This window comes from Corynebacterium sp. LK28, from assembly GCF_014335105.1.
GTDB lineage: Bacteria > Actinomycetota > Actinomycetes > Mycobacteriales > Mycobacteriaceae > Corynebacterium > Corynebacterium macclintockiae.
In genome coordinates this window covers 159,553-182,505 of record NZ_PDGZ01000001.1, presented here as the reverse complement: position 1 = coordinate 182,505, position 22,953 = coordinate 159,553, and the positions used below count along the sequence as shown (strand labels likewise).

Sequence of the window (22,953 nt, the reverse complement as noted above, 5' to 3'; positions counted from 1 at the left end):
CCGACTCTCTTCAGAAGGAAGAACCGGCCTGGCCGGCCTACTGAATGAAGTAAATCGTGATCCACAGGCCGATCCACACCACGTCCACGAAGTGCCAGTAGTAAGACACAACGACGGCGGCGGTGGCCTGTGCCGGGGTGAACTTCGACTTCGCGGTCCTCAACAGAACCACAACGAAGGCCAGAACACCGGCGAGCACGTGCGCGCCGTGGAAGCCTGTCGTGATGTAGAAGACCGATCCGTAGACGGAGCCACCGATCGTGGTTCCGTGCTCAACCAAGTGGATGTACTCGTAGATCTGGCCAACCAGGAAGATCGTTCCCAGAAGCGCCGAAAGTGCATACCACTTGCGGAGTGCGAAGACGTCACCCCTCTCCGCTGCGAATACGCCCCACTGAGCAGTGAACGAAGAACTGATCAGAATGACCGTAATTGCTGCCGCGAACGGCACGTTCAGCTCCGTGGGCTCGGACGGCCAATTGCCGCCAGAGTTGGCCTTGGACACGAAGTACATCGCGAACAGGCCAGCGAAAAACATCAATTCCTGAGACAGGAACACAATCGTGCCGACACTGACCATATTGGGTCGGTTCAGTGTCGCAACACGATGTGGTGCTGCCATACCTGGGTTTTCAACTGCGCTCGTCACGCCTAACAGTATGGCCGTTTGAAGCCCGATAGTCGATTCACTCGGACGGTTTTCTGGAAGGAATCTGTAAATCCGCAGGTGAAACCTTGGATAAGCCTGAAAGTCCACCCCGTTAGGGGTTAGCGGGAACTTTTCCATGCACTCATCCGACGGCCTACATAACGACAGGTCAATACACACTTTCGTCAAGAGCAGACACGCTCACCACCCTCTGATGGGGCTAACCATGGCCTCCCCCGGCACCCCCAACGGGAACCGCCTAATCACCCGCCAAAAGCTCCCCGCACTCCCCTCGAGCCTAATAGACTGGTTAGTACGCTTAGATTCTTCTAACCAGAGAGGTACCCCAATAGCAATGTCCCCCGCTACCCCACAGCCCGCACAACCGGGCGGATTGTCCCCCGAACAGCTGCCTTCCAGCTACTTCACCTGGCCCGGCGTGTTGGGGCGCTTGGGTAACGGACAGGAGCTCAGTGAATCGCAGGTGCGCTGGGCCATGAACGAGATCATGGACGGCAAAGCCACCGAAGCACAGATCGCAGCGTTTATCTTCGGCATCCGCGTCCGGGGCATCACCGCTGCGGAACTCGCTGCCGCCGCGGAGACGATGACTAGTTTCGCCACCCCCGTGGACTTCAGCGATGTTCCGAACTGCGTGGACATCGTCGGCACCGGGGGCGACGGCCACCACACCGTCAACATCTCCACGATGGCCTCCTTCGTTGTCAGCGCTGCCGGCGTTCCGGTGGTTAAGCACGGCAACCGCGCTGCCAGTTCCAAGTGCGGCGGCGCGGACATGCTGGAGGCTCTGGGGCTCGACATCGAGCGCTCCCCCGAGACCATCCGCGAGGACGCTCACACCACCGGCTTTGCGTTCATGTTCGCCAAGACCTACCACCCCGCCATGCGCTTCGCCGGCCCCGTTCGCAGCCAGTTGGGCGCGCCCACCATCTTCAACCTGCTGGGACCCATGACGAACCCGGCCTATCCCAAGTACGGCCTCATTGGCTGCGCCTTCAAGGAGTTCATGCCCATCATGGGCGGTGCCTTCGCGCATCGCGGTAGTCGCGTACTCGTGGTGCGCGGCATGGACGGAATGGACGAAATCTCTGTCTGCACGCCCACTGAGGTTGTAACTGTGGACGCCCACGGCCGCACCGGCGAGGAAATCATTAACCCTCGCAGCGTCGGCCTCGACTTCTATGAAGACGGCAGCCTCGCGGGCGGCGACGCGAGCTATAACGCGGACGTTGCTGTGCGCCTCATGAAGGGCGAGATCGAGGGGGCGATCAAGGATGCTGTCTTGATCAACGCGGCTGGCGCCCTGACAGCCGTGCGGGGCTGGGAGGAGGAAGGTTTCCAGGCGGCTCTCGCCGCCCAAGTAGAGGTCGCCCGTGAGGCTCTGGAATCCGGTGCCGCCTTGCGCCAGATGGAAAGGATTGTTGGGCGTGAGTTTTAGTCGGCGCGCCTGAAGGGGCGTCGATAAGAAAGACAAAAAGAGCTCCCCCTCCCGCACCAACCAGAGTGGTTAGCGGTAGGGGGAGTTTTTAGTGAAGTGTGAAGTTTTAGTGCTTCTCCGGCGGCAGGCCGTACTGCAGGTTCAGCATCGTGGTTGCCCAGATCAGCATGGCTGCGCCGAAGACGACCAGCCACAGGTGCCACCAAGCCAGGCCGGCACCCATCACGACGATGGAGACGGTCATCCAGAAAGGCCAGATGGAGCTTGCGGAGAAGAAGCCCAGCACGCCAGCGCCGTCCTCGATCTCTGCCTCTTCCCAGTCATCCGGACCGATGTCGGTCTTGTTGGCGGTCAGGTGGAGGTAACCGCCGAGCATGAAGGCCAGCAGGGTGGCCATGACCAGGCCGGTGCCACCAGCCCACTCAACGCCCATGACGTTGCCCGTATCTTTCACGGAGGAGGTGACGATGAAGTAGAACACCGTGACCACAACGAAGAAGGTACCGATACCGTAGAAAAGCTTTGCACCAGAGTTCATTTGCTTATCTCTCTTCCTTACTTAGCCTTGCGCCCCGCTACTTACGCGGCGTTGCGGTCCTTGTAGTTCTCGTTCGGGGTACGAGTACCGGTGCGGTTGGACTCGAACGGGTGGGTGGAGGTTGCGTACGGCTCCTCGCCGATGGACTTCAGTGCCTCGGAGTTCGGGGCATCCGGGTTGTCCTGGCGGAACTTCATGTACTGCTCGAACTTCTCCGGGGAAACAACGCGCAGCTCGAAGTTCATCATTGCGTGGTAGGTACCGCACATCTCAGCACAGCGGCCAACGAATGCGCCTTCCTTGTCGATGGACTCGACCTGGAAGCGACGCTCAGAGCGGTTAGCCTCCGGGTGCGGGAAGGCATCGCGCTTGAACAGGAACTCCGGGATCCAGAAGGAGTGAACAACGTCGGCGGAGGCCAGGTTGAACTCGATCGGGGTGCCGGAAGGAACAACCAGAACCGGGATCTCCTGGGTGGTGCCCAGGGTCTCGATCTTGTTGAACTTCAGGAAGCTGTAGTCATCCTTGGCGCGACCGTGGATCGGGCCCGGAACCTGGTGGCCGTGCTCGTCGAGCTTCTCGGCCGGCTTCTTGGAATCCTCGGCGCGAGCCTGAGCTTCCTTGTCGATGCCGTTGTACTCCTTGCCACCGTTCAGCTCTGCAGCAACCTTCTCGTAACCGAACTTCCAGTTCCACTGGTATGCGGTGACGTCAACGGTAACCTTCGGATCCTTGTCCAGAGCCGTTGCGCGGTCCTGTGCCTGCACGTTGAAGAAGAACAGGCCACAAACGATCAGAACCGGCAGGGTGGTCAGCACCAGCTCCAGCGGAACGTTGTAGCCGGTCTGGCGCGGGAACTCGTCCTCGCCGCGCTTCGCAGCCTTCTTCGCGCTAGAGCGACCCATGTTCACGAACAACAGAACCCACATGATGATGCCGATGATCCAGGCGACGACCCAGACCCACACCCAAAGGTTGCCCATTTCCTTGGACTCGGGGGTAATGCCCTTCGGCCAGCCCATACGAAGCAGTTCGAAGAACTTGTTATCCGGCGGGGCGACAGTACAGCCAGTCAGCACCAGGCCAGCAAGACCCAGTACACCGGCGAGGCCAATACGGCGAGTCATACCGTGCTTATTTCGCTGTTCCACGCGAGTTTGCCTTCCTCATTCACACGTCACTTGAGTTCCAGATCCTTCGCACCTAACGCGCGCCTGCAGTTCGCGCGCGATAGGTAGACCTAGAACCACTTCACTTAAAGAACCTTAGACCATTGACAGGACAATGCCACCATCACGAAACGTGATATTCCCTTTTCGGGGTTGGCAACCGCCCCGATTGCCCCCACACGGGTTAGGCGGGAGCCCGCGTAGCGCGAGACTCCCGCCTAAGAATCGGCTTAAAGGGCGTGTCTTTCCGGCGCCCGTGGTGTTCGTTTTAGAGCTTGTTGATCTCGATCACTCCGGCTCCACCGATGTTGCGCAGGTTGGCGCGGGCAAGGTTCACCATGCGGCCAACGCCACCCTCAAACACGGTGCGGGTCGCGGAGCGAGAGAAGCCCATCATCATTTCCCACGTGATGTTCGGCGGCAGGCTCAGGGCGTTCGGGTCGGTCACAACATCGACCAGCACCGGACCGTCATAAGCCAGCGCCTCCTTGATGCCGCTTTCGACGTCCTGCGGATCCTCGATACGGATCGTCTTAATGCCGATAGCGTCACCGATCTTGGCGAAGTTCACGTGCTCGTGATCCGTCTCGTGCTCCGGTAGGCCGGCAACCATCATCTCCAGCTTCACCATGCCCAACGAGGAGTTGTTAAAGACCACGATCTTGACCGGCAGGTCATGCAGCTTCGCCGTCAGCAGTTCACCCATGAGCATGCCCAGGCCACCGTCGCCGGAGAAGGAAATCACCTGGCGGTTTCGGTCTGCAGCCTGCGCACCAAGTGCCTGCGGCAGCGCGTTGGCCATGGTGCCGTGGCGGAAAGAGCCGATCTCCTCGCGCTTGCCGTTCGGAGTGATGTAGCGGGCGGCCCACACGTTGCACATACCGGTATCGACGGTGAAGATCGCATCCTCGGCCGCCAGGCGGTCGATGGTGTCCGCCACGTATTCAGGGTGGATTGGCTTAGACTTGCCAGCCTTCTTTGTGTAGGCATCCACCACGTGGTTCAGCGCGCGGGCGTGGTTGCGTAGCTGCTTATCCAGGAAGCTACGGTCGGTCTTTTCCTCGATGTGCGGCAGGATCGTATCGATAACCGCGCCGACGTCGCCGACGACCGGGTAGTTGATCGTGGTGCGGCGCCCAATGTGGGAGCCGTCGATGTCGACCTGTGCCACGTTGCCGGTGGGCAGGAAGTCGTTGTACGGGAAGTCGGTACCCAGCAGGATCAGCAGGTCGGCATCGTACATAGCCTCGCGCGCCGCGCCGTACCCCAGCAGGCCGGACATACCGACGTCGAACGGATTGTCGTACTGAATGTGCATCTTGCCGCCGAAAGCGTGGCCGATCGGGGACTTGATCTTCTCCGCCAGCTTGAGCACTTGATCACGAGAATTTTTGACGCCCTCACCGCAGAACAAAGTGACGGTCTTAGCATCGTTGATGGCCTTGGCCAGGCGGGCTGCTTCCTCGGCATCCGGGTACATCACGGGGCGGCCCTTGGCGTACACCGAGTCGATGAAGCCCTCCTCCTCGATCGCCTGGGAAGATACGTCACCCGGGATAACCAGCACGCTCACGCCGTTGCCAGCCAGGGTGGACTGGATAGCGTTGTGCAGAACCTTCGGCCCCTGGGCGGCAGAGTTAACCATCTCGCAGTAGCCGGAGCACTCCTGGAAGATCTGCTCCGGGTGGGTTTCCTGGAAGAACTGAGTGCCGATCTGCACGCTGGGGATGTGCGAGGCGATGGCCAGGACCTTCGCGCCGTTGCGGTGCGAATCGTAGAGTCCCTGGATCAGGTGGGTGTTACCCGGGCCACACGATGCGGCGCATACGGCGAGCTCACCGGTGACGAGGGATTCGGCTCCGGCGGCAAACGCCGCAGCTTCCTCGTTGCGCACGTGAATCCATTCAATGGAGGACTGGCGAACCTCGTCGACGACTGGGTTAAGGCTATCGCCCACCAGCCCGAAGATTCGTTTAACGCCCTGCTTTTCGAGAGTTTTTACCAGCTGTGATGCGAAATTTTTTGCCATGTGCCCGAGGCTACGCGTACCTCACCCCCCAGCGCACTGATCGCTGGATATTCTCACAGAAGTCAAATTATGTAACGCATATCACTAAACGACTAAACGGTTGATTCCCCGCCGTGGCAACTAGCCCACCTCTACCCCACCCGCGTAAAGTCGGAACGCATGTGTGGATTGCTTGGAATCATTGCGGCTAATGGTGCCGCAGAGAACTTCGTTGATGCCGTGGAAAATGCGCTGCCCTGCATGCACCACCGTGGCCCAGACGATAGCGGCACGTGGCACGACCAGGATGTTGTGTTCGGCTTTAACCGCCTCTCCATTATCGACCTGGAGCACTCCCACCAGCCATTGCAGTGGGGCCCCGAGGATGAACCGAACCGCTACGCCCTGACATTCAACGGCGAGATCTACAACTACGTCGAGCTGCGCGAAGAGCTCAAAGCGGCCGGCTACTCCTTTAATACCGAGGGCGACGGCGAGCCCATCGTCGTTGGTTTCCACCACTGGGGTGCCGATGTGGTGAACCACCTGCGTGGCATGTTCGGCTTTGCCGTGTGGGATTCAAAGGAAAAGAAGCTCTTCCTGGCCCGCGACCAGTTCGGCATCAAGCCGATGTACATCGCCACCACCGAGGCGGGCACCGTCTTTGCGTCGGAAAAGAAGTGCATCCTGTCTATGGCCGAGGATCTAGGCCTGAACCTGGATCTGGATATCCGCGCGGTGGCGCACTACACCGACCTGCAGTATGTCCCAGAGCCGGAAAGCTTGCACAAGCACATCCGTCGCCTGGAATCCGGCAGCTATGGCTTTGTCACCCCGGACGGAAAGGTCGAGGAGACCCGCTGGTTCGAGCCTCGCTTCCCCGTGAAGAAGGTCGCTGCTGGCGACGAGGAAGCCGTGTTCCAGCGCATCGCCGATGCCCTGGAGGATTCCGTGGCCAAGCACATGCGCGCGGACGTCACGGTCGGCTCCTTCCTCTCCGGCGGCATTGATTCCACCGCCATTGCAGCACTGGCCAAGCGCCACAACCCGGATCTGCTGACTTTCACCACCGGTTTCGAGCGGGAGGGCTACTCCGAGGTCGACGTCGCCGCGGAATCTGCCGCCGCCATCGGCGCCGAGCACATCGTCAAGGTAGTCAGCCCCGAGGAGTACGCCGAGGCGATTCCGAAGATCATCTGGTACCTGGACGATCCGGTGGCCGACCCTTCCCTGGTTCCGCTGTACTTCGTGGCGCAGGAGGCCCGCAAGCACGTGAAGGTTGTGCTCTCCGGCGAGGGCGCCGATGAGCTCTTCGGCGGCTACACCATCTACAAAGAGCCGCTGAGCCTGGCGCCTTTCGACAAGATCCCCTCCCCGCTGAAGCGCGTGCTGGCCAGCGTGGGCAACGCACTTCCCGAGGGTATGCGCGGAAAGTCCCTACTCCAGCGCGGCACCATGCCGATGGAGGATCGCTACTACGGCAACGCCCGTTCCTTTAACTACCAGCAGCTGGAACGCGTCCTGCGCGAGATCCGCCCCGAGTGGGATCACCGCGAAGTCACCGCACCGATCTACGCGAAGTCCAAGGACATGGATCCGGTTGCCCGGATGCAGCACCTGGATCTGTTCACCTGGATGCGCGGCGACATTCTGGTCAAGGCCGACAAGATCAACATGGCAAACTCCCTGGAGCTGCGCGTGCCGTTCCTGGATAAGGTCGTCTTCGAGGTGGCGGAATCCCTCCCCCACGAGCTCAAGATTTCCCACGGCACGACCAAGTACGCACTGCGCAAGGCGATGGAGCGCATCGTGCCCCCGCACGTGCTGCACCGCAAGAAGCTGGGCTTCCCGGTTCCGATGCGCCACTGGCTGGCCGGCGATGAGCTCTACGGCTGGGCCAAGGAGAACATCGAGGCCTCGCAGACCGACCACATCTTCAACAAGGCAGAGGTCCTGAAGATGCTGGACGAACACCGCGTGGCGATGAATACCGGCTCCGGCCCGGACCACTCCCGCCGACTGTGGACCGTCATCGCCTTCATGGTCTGGCACGGCATCTTCGTCGAAGATCGCATCGATCCGCAGATCGACCAGCGCCAGTACCCGGTCAACCTGTAAAGCCCCAAAAACGCCCCCAAGGGAGTTCATCCCTAGGGGGCGTCAGTAATTAAAGGGCTAGAGCCGCTGGCGCTGCTTAGCTGACGGGCTGCTTAGCTGAAGGAATCGCCACAAGCGCAAGAACCCGAAGCATTCGGGTTATCGATGGTGAAGCCCTGGGACTCGATGGTGTCCGCGAAGTCGATCTTCGCGCCCATCAGGTACGGGGAGGACATGCGGTCCACGACCAGCTTCACGCCCTCGTACTCGTCCACCAGATCGCCATCCAGGGAACGATCATCGAAAAACAGCTGGTAACGCAGGCCTGCGCAACCACCCGGCTGCACGGCGATGCGCAGGGAAAGATCGTCGCGGCCTTCCTGTGCCAGCAGGGCACTGGCCTTCTGCTGAGCGGCCTCGGTCAGCTCCACACCGGTGACCTTCTCTGGAGCAGTCATGTTGGTCCTCCTCAATAAACGACCGAATCTTAGAATTGGCTTTGCTCACAAGTTACGCCTCATTGTTCCACAACGCCACTGCCGTCTCGGGTTATTCCCAGCAATCAAAAATTGGGTTTTGTTCCCCTGCCCTCCTGCTCTAGCCTGTTACATGTGAAAATGCCATGGAAGAAGCAGGAAAAGGCCGCCGACCCAGCCGAGGATCAGGTCTCGCCACAGGATGCCGATACGACGACTGAGGTAGACAGCGACGCAGACGGTGGCGTCACCAACGACAAGACCTCCAAGGCATTTACGCCGAAGAAGGGCAAGGCCACCCCGAAGCGCAACGAACAAGAGCGCAAGCACGGCGTCCGCCGCAGCGCCTACACCGCACCCCAAACCCCGGGCGAGGCTCGTAAGCAGCGCAAGGAACTCAAGGCTTCCATGTCCAAGGAAGAATACAAGGCCATGAAGCAGCGCCAGAAGGACGAGGCGAACCGCGAACGCCGCCGGGCCAACCAGCGCATGATGGCCGGCGACGAGGACTACCTGATGGATCGCGATAAGGGCGAGGTCAAGCGTTTCGTCCGCGACTGGGTCGATTCCCACCGCTACATGATGAACTTCTTCCTGCCGCTGGCTCTGCTGGTGATCGTCATCATGATCTTCGGCATGTCCAACCCGAGCGTGGCCAACCTAGCCGCCATCGTGATGATGTTCGTGTTCCTGATCATGATCGGCGAGGGTCTGTGGCTGGGTCGCCGGATCAATGGCCTGGTCAACGAACGTTTCCCGAACAATCAGCACGGCAAGTTCAGCCTGGGCATGTACGCGTTCACCCGCGCGACGATGATCCGCCGCCTGCGCACCCCGGCACCACAGAAGCAGATCGGCGACAGCGTATAGTCTTGTCCCCATGGCACCTTCGACTTCCGCCCCTACCTTCCCACCCATCGTCCCGCCGGACGAGGCCGCGCGCAGTCGCGCTACAGAGCTTCGTTCGAGCGCGCCCACCAGCGCGGGAATCCCGGCTGGTTCCATGGGGACGTTGGAGGATGTAGCCGCGTGGATCGCCGCCTGCCAGGGAGCCGCCCCCGCCCAGCCGCTGGATGCGGCACGTCTGATTATCGTCGCCGGTGAGCACGGGGTGGCCACGGCGCACCCGGAGGTTTCTGCCCTGCCCGCCGACTTCACCGCGCAGGTCCGCCAGGAACTGGCCCGCGCACAGGCCCCTGTTGTGGATGCCTGTCGGGCCGCGCGGGTTTCTCTTTCTATTGTGGACGCCACATTGGGCAAGCCCTCCGGCCCCATCGATACTGCAGACGCTCTGACCCCGGAAGAGTACGACAAGCACCTGGCGCGCGGCATGCGATTCGCCGACGAAGAGGCGGACAAGGGCACAGCAGTGCTGCTGCTGGGGGATTTAGGCCGCGGGCTGAGCACCGTCGCCGCCGCGGTGATTGGCAGCGTGTGCAGCGTGGAGCCGGTGAAGATCATCGGCCGGGGCTCCGGCATCGGCGACGAAGCGTGGAAAACGAAGGTGTCCGTCATCCGCGATGCCATGTTCCGCGTGCGCGACGACAAGGCGGTGGCCTCGCGTGTGCTGCAGCAGATCGGTTCTGCGGATCTGGTGGTGATGGCGGGGATTCTGGCGCAGTCCGCGGTGCGCCGCACGCCGGTGATTTTCGACGGCGTGGGGGCAGCCGCGGCGGCGCTGTGCGCGCAGATGCTGGCGCCGGGAGCGGCTGCGTGGTGGTTGGCTGCGTCCGCGGGGACGGAGCCGGCGACCCAGACCGCGCTCACTGCGCTGGGGCTGGATCCACTGTTGGATCTGCGCCTCGGCACCGGCCAAGGGCTCGGTGCCGTGCTGGCGCTGCCGATGGTTCGCTACGCGGTGGCAGCCTGCTCCACCAGCGTGTAGAGCCAGCCGTGCTCATCGGCAACGCGGCCGTTCTGAATGCCGGTTAGCTGCTCGCGCAGGCGCATGGTCACCGGGCCGGTCTTTCCACCGTTGACCTGGAATTCACCAGTTTCGTCCTTGACGGTGCCGACTGGGGTGACCACAGCGGCGGTGCCACAGGCGAAGGCCTCGGTCATGGCTCCGGACTTCGCGGCTTCCTCCCACTCGTCGGTGGAGATGCGGCGCTCCTCCACCTTGTAACCCAGGTCGCGCGCCAGTTCCAGCAGCGACAGGCGGGTGATGCCCGGCAGCAGCGAACCGGACAGCTCCGGGGTGACCAGCGTAACGCCGGTCTCCTCATTGCCGAAGACGAACGCCAGGTTCATGCCACCCATTTCCTCGATGTACTTGTGCTCGGTCGCGTCGAGCCAGACAACCTGGTCGCAGCCTTCCTTCTGCGCAGCTGCCTGGGCTGCCAGGGAGGCCGCGTAGTTGCCCGCGAACTTCGCCGCGCCGGTGCCGCCGGGGGCCGCGCGGGTGTATTCGGTGGATAGCCACACGCTCACCGGGTTGATGCCGCCGGAGAAGTAGGCGCCAGCCGGGGAGGCGATCACAAAGTAGGTATAGCTGCTTGCCGGGTGCACGCCCAGACCGATTTCGCGGGAGATCATGAAGGGCCGCAGGTACAGAGACTCCTCGCCGCCACCCTGCGGAACCCAGCGCTGGTCGATGTCCACGATCTGGCTCAGGGACTCCAGGAACAGCTCCTCCGGCAGCTCCGGCATCGCCATGCGGACAGCGGAGGCCTGGAAGCGGCGGGCGTTCTGTTCCGGGCGGAAGGTGACGATTTTGCCGTCTTCACCGCGGTATGCCTTCAGGCCTTCGAAGATCGCCTGACCGTAGTGAAACACGCTGGAGGCTGGATCCATCTGCACCTGCTGGTAAGGCTCCACGCGGGCGTTGTGCCAGCCCTTGTCCTTCGTCCAGTCGATGGCGACCATGTGGTCGGTGAAGTGGCTTCCGAAGCCCGGCGCGGCCAGGATGTCGGCGATCTGCTGGTCGGTCGCCGGGTTCTCGTTGCGAGTCACGGTGAACTCCACCGCAGAGCCGGATTGATTCGTCTGTGGGTTAGATTCTGGGGTGCTTGTCATACGCCCCAGCGTACTCTGCCGCCTACTGCTCAGTGTGACGGATTTAACATTCTTTTGGAAAACTTCTGCAATTCCCCACTTCCCTAAGTCCATACCCTGGGAGAATGCCGTGCAGCCCGAATCGCCGTTCGCCGGGCAATCGATTCTGGGTAGAGTAAACAGCAGCGAATTAAGACTCTTAACAGAACTAATGCAGAACTAATAAGGAGTATTCGACCCCATCATGACCGCCAATTCTTCGACTCCCCAGTTCGCTTCCTTCGGCGCCGACATCGCCGGCCTACCTTCCCGCGGATACATCCCGCAGATGTCGCTGGTGCACACCGAGTCCGCGCTCGAATCCACTTCTGCGGAGACCCCGTCGGTCATCGATACGCTGGTCATACCGGTCTTCGAGGGTGAAGCTGGGCTGGAACTCACTGGTGCTCCTATTGACGCCCTCACGTCTGAACAGCAGTTGGAAATGTGGAAGCTGCTGATCTCCGTCGGCGCGAAAGGCACGGCGGGAGAGGTCACAGTGGTACCTAATCTGCCAGTGAGTTCGCGCAGCGACGTCGTCTCCACCGGAAACCTGTCCGCGAAGGTGCAGGAATCCACCCAGGATCCGGAGACCGCCGACGGTGTCGTCGACGCGGGCGCTGGATCGCGCGGCCCGGAGAAGATCCTGGCAATCGGTATGGGGCCGGCCGATGAGGTGTCCGCTGAGGACGTCCGAGTGGCCGCCGGCGTGGCGTCCAGAAACATTAAAAAGCCCATCCGCGACAACAGCGACGACAAGGGCGAGAATACGGGGCGCGGCGCGCGTGTGGTGAGCGCCCTGGGTCTGCTGGGTGCCGAGGCAGCGCTGGTGGGGCACGCGCTGGGTGCATATGAATACCGTGGGCTGAAGACCTCCGAGGCAGCGCCCGCGATCGAGTCCATCGAGGTGCTGACGGGTGAGGATCCGGCGGACACGCTGGAACACTCCCTGGCTACGGTGCGGGCGGTGGCGCTGACGCGCGACCTGGTGAACACTCCGTCGAACGTGCTGTACCCCGAAAGCTACGCGGCGATCATTGCCGAGGCGGCGAAGCACACGGACATTGAGGTCGAGGTGCTGGACGAGGCCGCGTTGGAAGAGCAAGGCTTCGGTGGCATTCTGGGCGTGGGACAGGGATCCGCGCGCGGGCCGCGCCTGGTGCGCCTGGACTACAACCCGGACAAGACGGCCAACGACTCTCCGCGAGTAGCTCTGGTGGGCAAGGGAATTACTTTCGATACCGGCGGAATTTCCCTGAAGCCGCCGGCGAAGATGTGGAACATGATTTCCGACATGGGCGGCTCCGCGGCCGTTGTCGCCGCCGTGATCGCCGCCGCCGAGCTGAACATTCCGGTGCACGTCACCGCCACTGTTCCGCTGGCGGAGAACATGCCGGGCGGGGAGGCTACCCGACCGGGCGATGTGCTGCGCCACTACGGCGGCACCACCACCGAGGTGTGGAATACAGACGCCGAGGGACGCCTGGTGCTGGCCGACGCGATCGTGCGCGCGTGCGAGGATAAGCCGGATTACCTGATCGAGACCGCTACCCTGACCGGCGCGCAGCTGGTGGCACTGGGCGACCGCACGCCGGGCATCATGGGTTCGATGGATTTCCGCGACCGCGTGGCGATGATTTCCCAGCGCGTGGGCGATGCCGGCTGGCCCATGCCGCTGCCCGCGGAGCTGGGCGAGGCGCTGCAGTCCGATGTGGCGGATATCAAGAACATTTCGGCCTCCCGCTGGGGCGGCATGTCCGTGGCGGGGCACTACCTAAAGAAGTTTGTGGCCGAGGGCGTGCAGTGGGTGCACATCGATGTGGCCGGGCCGGCCTACAACGAGGGCGCGCCGCATGGGTACACCCCGAAGCGGGCGACGGGCTCGCCAGTGCGCACCATCATCGCGGCGCTGGAGGATATTGCGCTGAAGGGCTAGTGGCTAGCCCTCTTGCTCGGCGCGGCGCTGCTCGAATTGTGCGCGCCGTTCGCGCTGCTCGAGGCGCTTCTTGATCAGCCGGTCGCGTTCAATGCGGTCGCGCATGCGCTGCGGGTAGCCGGTCTCCTCCGCAAAGTACAGCGGGATCCCCACCGTGTGGGCCACCTTGTCGATGCCTTTCGGCCCGCCGATGCGGCGGCGCGTCCACTCCCCTTCGCTGTCGACCAGCACTACGGACATTTCGTTGACGATGGTTTCCGGCTCCACGAACCCCTCGACTCCGGTGCGGGTGCCTGCCCATTGCTGCAGGTATGCCAGGTCTTTGGGGCGAACGGTCTCCCCTGGCGCGCGTGGCGGGCGGGTGGAGCTGTTCTTGTTCCGACCGAAGAGATTAAACACGCTAAGCGATTCTAGTGGACGCACGACCAGGGGCGAACAACGGCGCAGAGTCAAGGCGCGTAGACTTAGGTAGTATTTCAACCAAATAACCACAGCTGATTTCCGTTTAGCTTGAGGAGCTTCAAACACCATGGCGTACTCCGTCGAAATGCCCGAACTGGGCGAGTCCGTAACCGAGGGCACCGTTACTCAGTGGCTGAAGAAGGTCGGAGACAAGGTCTCCGTCGACGAGCCGTTGCTGGAGGTATCCACCGACAAGGTTGATACGGAGATCCCTTCTCCGGTAAGTGGTGTTCTGCTGAAGATCATCGCTGAGGAAGACGACACTGTGGATGTCGGCGCCGTCATCGCCGAGATCGGTGAGGAGGGCGAAGAGCCTTCTGGTTCGGACGCCGACAGCTCCAGCGACAACGATTCCAGCGACGCAGCCAAGGCTGAGTCTTCTGACGACTCCGCTGAATCTTCCTCCGATTCCGACTCCGCCGCTGCTTCCGGTTCCGCTGCTTCCAGCTCTGATGCTTCCGGTTCCGCTGGTTCCGGTGAGGCCGAGGACGTCACCATGCCGGAGCTCGGCGAATCCGTCACCGAGGGCACCATCACCCAGTGGCTCAAGAGCGTCGGCGACAAGGTCGAGGTCGACGAGCCCCTGCTGGAGGTCTCCACCGACAAGGTCGACACCGAGATCCCCTCCCCGGTCGCAGGCACCCTGGTAGAGATCCTCGCCAACGAGGATGACACTGTCGACGTCGGCGCCGTCATCGCCCGCATCGGCGACGAAAACGCCGCCTCTTCCGGCTCCCAGTCCAACGACTCTGACGACTCCAACAAGGCCGACGAAGAGAAGGCCGAGCCGAAGGAGGAAGAGAAGAAGGCCGAGGCTAAGCAGGCTGAAGCAAAGGCCGACGAAAAGAAGGCCGAGCCGAAGGAGGAAGAGAAGAAGGCCGAGGCTAAGCAGGCTGAAGCGAAGGCCGAAACAAAGGCCGACGAAAAGAAGGCCGAGCCCTCCAAGCCTGCTGCAAAGCAGTCGGAGCCGGCCGAGGGCAACCTCCCCTACGTGACTCCGCTGGTACGCAAGCTGGCTGAGAAGCATGGCGTCGATTTGTCGACCGTCGAAGGAACCGGCGTCGGTGGCCGTATCCGTAAGCAGGACATCCTGGCTGCAGCAGAAGGCACCTCCGCATCCGGCGCTTCCGCGAAGTCCGCTTCCCCGGCTGGCCCGCGCGCTTCCTCCTACAAGGTCGACCCGGCTAAGCAGGAGCTGCGCGGCACCACCAAGAAGGTCAGCCGCATCCGCGAAATCACCGCAAAGACCACCCTGGATTCCCTGCACGCTGCAGCTCAGCTGACCCAGGTCCACGAGGTCGACATGACTCACGTTGCTGAACTGCGCAAGGCCAACAAGCAGGCCTTCGCCGACAAGCACGGCGTGAACCTGACCTACCTGCCGTTCTTCGCAAAGGCAGCGGTCGAGGCTCTGATTTCCCACCCGAACGTCAACGCATCCTACAACGCAGAGACCAAGGAAATGACCTACCACGAGCGGGTCAACCTGGGCATCGCCGTCGACACCGAGGCTGGCCTGCTGAGCCCGGTCATCCACGACGCGCAGGACATGACCCTGCCAGAGCTGGCCAAGGCCATCGTCGACATTGCCGACCGTGCGCGCAACAAGAAGCTGAAGCCGAACGACCTGTCCGGTGGCACTTTCACCATCACCAACATCGGCTCTGAGGGCGCCCTGACCGACACTCCGATTCTGGTTCCGCCGCAGGCTGCCATGATCGGCACCGGCGCTATCGTGAAGCGCCCGGTTGTGCTGAGCGAAGACGACGGCGAGGCCATCGCTATCCGCCAGATGGTCTTCCTGCCGATGACCTACGACCACCAGGTCATCGACGGTGCCGACGCAGGTCGCTTCATGTCCACCCTGCGTGACCGCCTGGAGAACTCGGACTTCACCGAGGACCTGGAGCTCTAAGTTCTAGGCTGTTAGCTGCAGCCCGCCATTAAGCGCCAGCTATTCTGGCAAAGCGTCGGCCCCGCTTCCCGCGGGGTCGGCGCTTTTGCGTTTGCTAGCCCCCGCGTAGTGGCTCCCGATGGCAGTCCAGTAGTCCCGGCCCATCTCTAGCGGCCTTCAGAACCCTCAAATGTCGTTAGAACGGGAATACGTTAAAGACAATGAGTTGCATCTATACATAAGCGCAGGTCAGAGAGTTTCACTTTTTCTGAATCCGGATTCTGTTTTGATTAATTCCCGATTCAGCGACATTTGCCACCACAGAGCAACACCTAATGCCCAGAAGCCAGGGCTAACGCCACCCCCAGTGTCTTAAATGTCGGAAAAGTTGCAATTTGTTAATGGCAAAGACTTTCAACTATATAAAGACGCAGGTCAGGGACATTTTAGGAAAGTGAACATCAGTGCAGATTTGAAGAAATGCAACTTTTCCGACATTTAGCTGCGTTCAGCAGGCGCTGACCACCGGAGGCGCCAGCATCAAAGTCACCACCTGACATATGTAGCACCACCAGAAACTCCAGCCCCACTCCCGGCACAACCTGGCACCCACAGAGCAGCACCCGGCAGAACCCGGCACCCATGGAACAGCACCCAGCAGCACCACAGAACCACTGGAGTATCATCGCCACCATGGGATTCCAGCAAGGCAGCATCCGCAAAGCAAACACCGGCACCACAGCAGCAAACACCGGCACCACAGCAGCCAACTCCGGCTCCACACCAGCCAACTCCGGCACCACAGCAGCCGACATCGACATCCGCGAACTCGGCACGGTGGACTACGAGGACACCTGGCACCTCCAGGCGGACCTCGCCGCTCAACGCGCCGAAGGCAAAATCCCAGACACCATCCTGCTGCTCCAGCACCCGCCGACATACACAGCCGGCAAGCGCACCGAGCCCTCCGACCGCCCCACCAACGGCCTGCCCGTCGTCGACGTTGACCGGGGAGGCCGCATCACCTGGCACGGCCCCGGCCAGCTGGTCGCCTACCCCATCATCAAGCTCGCCGACCCGGTGGACGTGGTCGATTATGTCCGCCGCCTCGAACAGGCGCTAATCCAAACTTGTGAAGATCTAGGCCTGCACGGCACCGGCCGCGTAGAAGGGCGTTCGGGCGTGTGGCTGCCTGCGGGCGTCATAAAGAATGAGCTTAAACCCGCACGTAAGATCGCCGCGATCGGCATCCGCGTGACGCGCGGCGTGACCATGCATGGTGTGTCCCTGAACTGCAACAACACCATGGAGTACTACGACCATATTGTGCCTTGTGGTCTGGCGGATGCGGGTGTCACGACTCTTACTGAGGAGCTTGGTCGCGAGGTTACTGTTTCGGACGCCCATTCCCTGCTGGCCCGGCACCTCGTCGACGCATTGAACGGCGACTTGCAGGTGGATTCCTGAGCCTCCCCCGGCGTAGGCTAGTCGGCATGAGTGTGACTGCAGATGGACGCCGGATGCTGCGCATCGAGGCGAAGAATGCCCAAACCCCCATCGAGTCGAAGCCGCGGTGGATCCGCACGACTGCGAAGGTCGGCCCGGAATACCGGGATATTAAGAACCGTGTGAAGGGCGCTGGCCTGCACACTGTGTGCCAGGAGGCCGGCTGTCCGAACATCAACGAGTGCTGGGAGGATCGCGAGGCGACGTTCCTCATCGGCGGCGATACGTGTTCGCGCCGCTGCGACTTCTGCCAGATTAAGTCCGGCCGCCCGTCCCCGCTGGATCGCGATGAGCCGCGCCGCGTGGCGGAGAATGTCCGCGAGATGGGGCTGCGCTACGCCACCATCACTGGCGTGACCCGCGATGACCTGGACGATGAGGGCGCGTGGCTGTACGCGGAGGTTGTGCGGAAGATCCACGAGCTGAACCCGAACACGGGTGTGGAGAATCTGACGCCCGACTTTTCCAACCGCCCGGAGCTGCTGAAGGTCGTCTTCGATTCCCAGCCGGAGGTGTTTGCGCACAACCTGGAGACCGTTCCGCGCATCTTCAAGCGCATCCGCCCGGCCTTCAAGTACGAGCGTTCCCTGGAGGTCATTCAGGCGGCGCACGACTACGGCCTGGTGACGAAGTCCAACCTGATCCTGGGCATGGGCGAAAAGAAGGAGGAAGTGCGCGCGGCTATTAAGGACTTGGCGGACGCTGGCACCGACATTCTGACGATCACCCAGTACCTGCGCCCGTCCTCCATGCACCACCCGATTGAGCGTTGGGTGAAGCCGGAGGAGTTCATGGAGCACTCCGACGCGGCCTACGAGCTGGGCATCAAGGCTGTTATGTCCGGACCGTTGGTGCGTTCCTCTTACCGCGCTGGCCGCCTGTACGCCCAGGCCAAGCAGGCCCGCGGGGAGGCTATCCCGGAGAACCTGAAGCACCTGGAGGAAACTCTGGATTCCACCACGTCGCAGGAGGCCTCTACCCTGCTGGAGCGCTACGGCGCTTCGGAGGACACGCCGGTCACCGCGTCGCGCCGCTAACGCTGACGCTGCGGCTAGTGCGCGCTGACGCTGGCCGCGCGCGGCCAGCAGCATCACGGCGGGGCACTTTCGCCCCGCCTTTATTCATGCCTTATTGTTAGTTCCATGGCGAAGGATAAAAAGGACGTAAGGGTCAAGGAAGAGAAGAAGGCTGCCAAGGCTGCGAAGAAGGAGCAGCGCAAGCAGACGCGCTCCCAGCTGTGGCAGGCCTTTAAGCTGCAAAAGGGACGGGATAAGAAGCTTATCCCGTTTATGGTTCTGGCCTTCCTGATTCCCGTTGTGCTGATGCTGCTGCTCAGCCTGGTTTTCGGCTGGTGGTGGCTGAACCTGATCGTCGGCATCATAATCGGCGTGATCGCGGCGATGTGGACATTCTCCCGTCGCTTGCAGACCGGCGTGTACGACCAGATCGAAGGCGAGGCGGGAGCCGCCGCATGGGCTCTGTCCAACATGCGTGATGGCGTAGGCATGAAGTGGATTACGGAGGCCGGCGTGGCGTCCAATACCCACATGGACGCAGTGCACCGCGTGGTAGGCACTCCCGGCGTCGTGCTGGTCGGCGAGGGCGCACCGCACCGCCTCAAGCCGATGATGGCGCAGGAGCGTAAGAAGCTTGCGCGCATCCTGGGCAAGACCCCGATCTACGACGTGATCGTCGGCAACGACGAGGGCCAGGTGCCGGTAAAGAAGTTGCAGAACCACCTGATGCGCCTGCCGCGCAACATCAAGAAGGATGAGGTGGACGCCCTTAACTCCAGGGTCGAGTCGATCTCGCGACTAAGCAATCCGAATAACAACATGCCGAAGGGCCCCATGCCGAAGGGCGCGAAGATGTCCGGCATGAACCGCCGTGCCCGCCGCGCAGCGCAGCGCGGGAAGAAGTGACAACGCGGCAAGAAGTAACAGCGCGGCAGAACTAGCGGCTAGCGGGTGCGAATGACGGCCGTTCCCGTAGCGCGGTCGTGCATGCCGCGGCCGTCAGTGTCTTGAATAATCGGGGGGAAGAGGAAGACCGTCAACAGGGCGCGCACTACAGAGCGCCACAGCCCCACACGCTCGTCGGGCTGGTCGATGCGTGCCACGCCAATGCCGACGATTGCGTGCCCCGGCGACTGTGCGAAGAGCCAGACCGTCAGGATGCGCCAGACGATGAAGAAAATAATGGTGGCGGTGGCAGCATCGCCCAGGGCACTTGTCATGGAGACGACGAACCACGCCAGGGCGTAGCAGGCCAGCCAGTCGATGGCGAGGGCACCAATCCGGGGGAACAAAGTCGACAGCGAGCCCGGGCCTTCCTTGGGAAGCCCCAGCCGGGCGCCGGGGTACGGGCTGAGGTCGGCGAGGTCTTCGTTTTCGCCTGGGACTAGGGGGCCTTCGAGCCAGCTACGGGATTTACTCATGATGTTTTAGAGCCTAGCTGCCCCCAACTAGGTGGCACAATTTCGTTAAAGTTTGCCTGAGGCCGGGGCTTTTATGCGTAGGATCGATTGTGTTGCTTTTATATGTTGTCGCAACAGTTTGAGATTCCCACTGCAAGGAACGGAAGAAGATTACAGTGCCATTCAAGACCGCAGAAGAAGTCGCAAAGTACATCAAGGATAACGACGTCGAGTTCGTAGACGTTCGCTTCACCGATGTGCCCGGTGTAGAGCAGCACTTCACCATCCCTGCTTCGGAATTCGACGAGGACGCGATGGAAGAAGGCCTAGCCTTCGACGGTTCGTCCATCCGTGGTTTCACCACGATTGAAGAGTCTGACATGAACCTGCTGCCGGACCTGAACACCGCCAGGATCGATCCGTTCCGCAAGGCTAAGACGCTGAACGTTAAGTTCTTCGTCCACGATCCTTTTACCCGCGAGCCGTTTTCCCGCGACCCGCGCAACGTTGCCCGCAAGGCGGAGCAGTACCTGGCCTCCACGGGCATTGCAGATACCTGCTTCTTCGGCGCCGAGGCGGAGTTCTACCTCTTCGATTCCGTGCGTTACGAGGCAGACACTAACCGTGCTTTCTACGAGCTGGATTCCGTCGAGGGCTGGTGGAACCGCGGCGCAGAGGTTAACCCGGATGGCACCCCGAACCTGGGCTACAAGACCCGCATGAAGGGTGGCTACTTCCCTGTCGCTCCGTACGACCACTACCAGGATCTGCGCGACGACATGGCCCGTAACCTGGCGAACGCTGGCTTCAAGCTGGAGCGCGCGCACCACGAGGTCGGCACCGGTGGCCAGCAGGAGATCAACTACCAGTTCAACACCCTGCTGCACGCTGCGGATGACCTGCAGTCCTTCAAGTACATCATCAAGAACACCGCTTGGCAGGCCGGCAAGTCCGCGACCTTCATGCCGAAGCCACTGGCTGGCGACAACGGTTCGGGCATGCACGCCCACCAGTCGCTGTGGAAGGACGGCGAGCCGCTGTTCTACGACGAGTCCGGTTACGCCGGCCTGTCCGACATCGCCCGCTACTACATCGGTGGCATCCTGAAGCACGCTGGCGCTGTGCTGGCCTTCACGAACCCGACGCTGAACTCCTACCACCGTCTGGTTCCGGGCTTCGAGGCTCCCATCAACCTGGTGTACTCGCAGCGTAACCGCTCCGCTGCCGTGCGCATCCCGATCACGGGCTCCAACGCGAAGGCGAAGCGCATTGAGTTCCGCGCTCCGGACCCGAGCGGTAACCCGTACTTCGGCTTCGCCGCGATGATGCTGGCTGGACTGGATGGTGTGAAGAACCGCATCGAGCCGCACGCTCCGGTCGACAAGGACCTGTACGAGCTGCCGCCGGAGGAGGCCAAGGACATCCCGCAGGCTCCGACCAGCCTGGAGGCTTCCCTGAAGGCTCTAGAGGAGGACAACGAGTTCCTGACCGAGGGCGGCGTGTTCACCGACGACCTGATCGACACCTACATCGCCTACAAGTACGACAACGAGATCGCACCTGTTCGCCTGCGCCCAACGCCGCAGGAATTCGAGATGTACTACGACTGCTAAGGGCTGCTTTAGCTGCTCTAGCTGTTTGACGCCGCCGTCTGTTCTTTGGCCGGTGGTGCAAGGTAAGCGGTGATGACCTGCTAACTGGCAGGTTGTCACCGTTTTTGTTTTTTATGACGCCACCTCGTGGATGTCGCTCGAGGGATGTTATTCACTCGCCCTCTCCCCTGCTTAACAGAACCGGTTGTCTTGAAAGACTCGGCGAGGGACCGATTGCGTCGAACTGAAAATCAAGATGAGAAGTGGTGGGTGTGACTTTAGACTGTGCTTGTCACTCAACGAAAGGCACCACGTGATCACCACTCGTCGTCGCACACTCCTCGCTCCAGTTTTCGCCCTCAGCCTCATCAGCGCTTTCGGCCTCACCGCTTGCGGCGGTGAAGACACACCCGCTGAACCGTCCGCCACTACTGTCACCAGCGCTCCTTCTGGCGAGTCCGAGAGCTCAGAACCAGAGACCACCACGGTCACCAGTGCTCCCGAGGACACACCGCCCCCGACCACCACGATCACCAGCACGCCGGAACCCACACAGCAGAGTAGCCCTGCTGCCGAAGAGAACACGCAGCCAGAGCAGCAGGCTCCAGCTAATCAACCCAGAGCCACTTCTCCAGCGCAAAAGCAACCACCGATGGGTAATCAGGGAGCAAGCCCCGACTGCCCCGCCTACCGCTGTGGCTACGGTACTGCTCCTAATGGGGCGCCGAACTTAACCAGTGGTGAGACGCAACTGCTGGCTCGCTGTAACTCGGGCGAGTACAACGCTCCCCAGGTCTGTGCGAATCTGCGGCTGAAGGCTCAGCGGGCGGGACAGAACTAGCTCGGCACAGCGCCGCCCTCCAGTGGCCTCTCGGAATCGACGCGGCGCCAAATTTCCTCCGGTTATGCCCCGTGACTGACCTCACTCAGTGTCCGGCACGCCCCCGCACTGGGGCCGATGCCTCGTCGAAGTTGCGGCTCTTAAGCCACTCCACCGAACAGCGCGCCAGCACCGTACGTGAGCGCCAGGCCCAGGCCGCCACCGATAACCAGGCGAACCATTGAACGCCCCACGCTCGTGCCGGCGATCTTCGCCGAAATCAGCCCCGTCAGCGCCAGCGAGAAAATCGTCACTGCGGTGACCCCCATGCCTGCGTGCCCGTCGGCGCCAGGAACACCGAAGCCATCGGCAGGGCTGCACCGGCCAAGAAAGATAGCGCAGAGAAGAACGCTGCCGCCCACGCACTGGTCAGCTCGTTTTGGTCAATACCCAATTCCAGCTGCAAGTGGGCGCGCAGGGCATCCTCCTTATGGATTTCCCGTGCAGCCTCGAGAGCTGTATCCCTGTTAATGCCGTAGCAGGAAAGAATCCCCGCGAGTTCCTCCAGCTCCTCGTCCGGAGCCTCCCGCAACTCCTGCCTCTCCTTGGCCACCAAGAACTGCTCGGAGTCCCGCTGGGCGGACACGGACACAAACTCCCCAAAGCCATGGACACCCCGCCTGCAATGGTGGCAGCCAGGCCTGTCATCAAGATGGCCTTATCTCCCGCGCCGGTGGCAATCACGCCGATAAGCAGGGCAGCAACGGAAACAATGCCGTCGTTGGCGCCCAAAACTCCGGCGCGCAGGGAGTTCATCTTCGCTGCATCACCGGCGTCGTGAAGCTCCTGGTGAGCGCCGGGAACAGTGGAAAAGGGTGGTTTTCCTCATGAGCGGAAT

Annotated in this window: 19 protein-coding genes and 1 pseudogene; 11 read left to right on the top strand and 9 right to left on the bottom strand. The window is 61.8% G+C overall.

The genetic code is table 11. The features are described 5' to 3' along the window. Positions 1–37: 37 nt before the first annotated feature. Entirely contained in the window at positions 38–649 is a 612-nt protein-coding gene (locus CRD15_RS00805) for a heme-copper oxidase subunit III (protein WP_034970235.1), read from the bottom strand. Positions 650–1,004: 355 nt separating this feature from the next. Between CRD15_RS00805 and trpD the strand changes: the two genes are divergently transcribed. Continuing rightward, entirely contained in the window at positions 1,005–2,108 is a 1,104-nt protein-coding gene (gene trpD, locus CRD15_RS00800) for an anthranilate phosphoribosyltransferase (protein ID WP_187401673.1), read from the top strand. A gap of 106 nt (positions 2,109–2,214) precedes the next feature. On the opposite strand, the gene CRD15_RS00795 is transcribed toward trpD, so the two are convergent. The 3 genes from CRD15_RS00795 to CRD15_RS00785 form a co-directional block, all read right to left on the bottom strand. Then, on the bottom strand, positions 2,215–2,646 hold the full coding sequence (locus tag CRD15_RS00795; RefSeq protein ID WP_034970243.1) for a cytochrome c oxidase subunit 4: 432 nt from the start codon (positions 2,644–2,646) through the stop codon (positions 2,215–2,217). Between the two features lie 41 nt (positions 2,647–2,687). Beyond that, entirely contained in the window at positions 2,688–3,797 is a 1,110-nt protein-coding gene (locus CRD15_RS00790) for a cytochrome c oxidase subunit II (protein ID WP_034970247.1), read from the bottom strand. 286 nt (positions 3,798–4,083) lie between these two features. Beyond that, positions 4,084–5,844, bottom strand: a complete 1,761-nt coding sequence (locus CRD15_RS00785; RefSeq protein ID WP_187401672.1) for a pyruvate dehydrogenase — start codon at positions 5,842–5,844, stop codon at positions 4,084–4,086. A gap of 159 nt (positions 5,845–6,003) precedes the next feature. Between CRD15_RS00785 and asnB the strand changes: the two genes are divergently transcribed. Next, positions 6,004–7,941, top strand: coding sequence for an asparagine synthase (glutamine-hydrolyzing) (asnB, locus tag CRD15_RS00780; protein WP_187401671.1), 1,938 nt, complete (start codon positions 6,004–6,006; stop codon positions 7,939–7,941). A gap of 92 nt (positions 7,942–8,033) precedes the next feature. Here asnB and CRD15_RS00775 read toward each other — a convergent pair whose 3' ends face one another. Continuing rightward, a complete protein-coding gene (locus CRD15_RS00775; RefSeq protein ID WP_034970256.1) occupies positions 8,034–8,378 on the bottom strand; it encodes an iron-sulfur cluster assembly accessory protein in 345 nt (114 codons plus the stop codon). Between the two features lie 159 nt (positions 8,379–8,537). Here CRD15_RS00775 and CRD15_RS00770 point away from each other — a divergent pair, with 159 nt between their 5' ends. Further along, positions 8,538–9,266 (top strand): DUF3043 domain-containing protein, encoded by a 729-nt coding sequence (locus tag CRD15_RS00770; protein WP_034980619.1) that lies wholly within the window; start codon positions 8,538–8,540, stop codon positions 9,264–9,266. Between the two features lie 10 nt (positions 9,267–9,276). Further along, the gene (locus CRD15_RS00765) at positions 9,277–10,281 is read left to right on the top strand and encodes a nicotinate-nucleotide--dimethylbenzimidazole phosphoribosyltransferase (protein ID WP_034991852.1); all 1,005 of its coding nucleotides are present in this window, start codon (positions 9,277–9,279) and stop codon (positions 10,279–10,281) included. On the opposite strand, the gene CRD15_RS00760 is transcribed toward CRD15_RS00765, so the two are convergent. Beyond that, complete coding sequence (locus CRD15_RS00760; RefSeq protein ID WP_187401670.1) at positions 10,248–11,411, bottom strand: branched-chain amino acid aminotransferase; 1,164 nt, start codon at positions 11,409–11,411, stop codon at positions 10,248–10,250. The two genes, CRD15_RS00765 and CRD15_RS00760, sit on opposite strands and share 34 nt — an antisense overlap. 223 nt (positions 11,412–11,634) lie before the next feature. Here CRD15_RS00760 and CRD15_RS00755 point away from each other — a divergent pair, with 223 nt between their 5' ends. Continuing rightward, positions 11,635–13,365: a leucyl aminopeptidase gene (locus CRD15_RS00755; RefSeq protein WP_187401669.1), complete on the top strand. Its 1,731-nt coding sequence runs from the start codon at positions 11,635–11,637 to the stop codon at positions 13,363–13,365. Positions 13,366–13,368: 3 nt separating this feature from the next. On the opposite strand, the gene CRD15_RS00750 is transcribed toward CRD15_RS00755, so the two are convergent. Beyond that, on the bottom strand, positions 13,369–13,764 hold the full coding sequence (locus CRD15_RS00750) for a hypothetical protein (protein ID WP_034980610.1): 396 nt from the start codon (positions 13,762–13,764) through the stop codon (positions 13,369–13,371). 130 nt (positions 13,765–13,894) lie between these two features. On the opposite strand from CRD15_RS00750, the gene sucB reads away from it, so the two are divergent. From sucB to CRD15_RS00730, 4 genes are all read left to right on the top strand, one after another. After that, positions 13,895–15,742, top strand: coding sequence for a 2-oxoglutarate dehydrogenase, E2 component, dihydrolipoamide succinyltransferase (gene sucB / locus CRD15_RS00745; protein WP_187401668.1), 1,848 nt, complete (start codon positions 13,895–13,897; stop codon positions 15,740–15,742). 672 nt (positions 15,743–16,414) lie between these two features. Then, complete coding sequence (lipB, locus tag CRD15_RS00740) at positions 16,415–17,188, top strand: lipoyl(octanoyl) transferase LipB (protein ID WP_187401729.1); 774 nt, start codon at positions 16,415–16,417, stop codon at positions 17,186–17,188. Positions 17,189–17,214: 26 nt separating this feature from the next. After that, entirely contained in the window at positions 17,215–18,264 is a 1,050-nt protein-coding gene (lipA, locus tag CRD15_RS00735) for a lipoyl synthase (protein ID WP_034972050.1), read from the top strand. A gap of 105 nt (positions 18,265–18,369) precedes the next feature. After that, positions 18,370–19,149, top strand: a complete 780-nt coding sequence (locus CRD15_RS00730; RefSeq protein WP_034972048.1) for a DUF4191 domain-containing protein — start codon at positions 18,370–18,372, stop codon at positions 19,147–19,149. Between the two features lie 38 nt (positions 19,150–19,187). Here the strand turns inward: CRD15_RS00730 and CRD15_RS00725 are convergent, their stop codons facing one another. Then, positions 19,188–19,664, bottom strand: a complete 477-nt coding sequence (locus CRD15_RS00725; protein WP_034966160.1) for an RDD family protein — start codon at positions 19,662–19,664, stop codon at positions 19,188–19,190. A 155-nt stretch (positions 19,665–19,819) separates the two neighbouring features. Between CRD15_RS00725 and glnA the strand changes: the two genes are divergently transcribed. Together glnA and CRD15_RS00715 are read left to right on the top strand one after the other, a co-directional pair. Beyond that, positions 19,820–21,256: a type I glutamate--ammonia ligase gene (gene glnA, locus CRD15_RS00720; RefSeq protein WP_034972047.1), complete on the top strand. Its 1,437-nt coding sequence runs from the start codon at positions 19,820–19,822 to the stop codon at positions 21,254–21,256. Positions 21,257–21,524: 268 nt separating this feature from the next. Beyond that, complete coding sequence (locus CRD15_RS00715; RefSeq protein ID WP_187401667.1) at positions 21,525–22,076, top strand: hypothetical protein; 552 nt, start codon at positions 21,525–21,527, stop codon at positions 22,074–22,076. Positions 22,077–22,216: 140 nt separating this feature from the next. Here CRD15_RS00715 and CRD15_RS00710 read toward each other — a convergent pair. Further along, positions 22,217–22,871 (bottom strand): annotated as a pseudogene (locus CRD15_RS00710) (VIT family protein). Between the last annotated feature and the right edge of the window lie 82 nt (positions 22,872–22,953).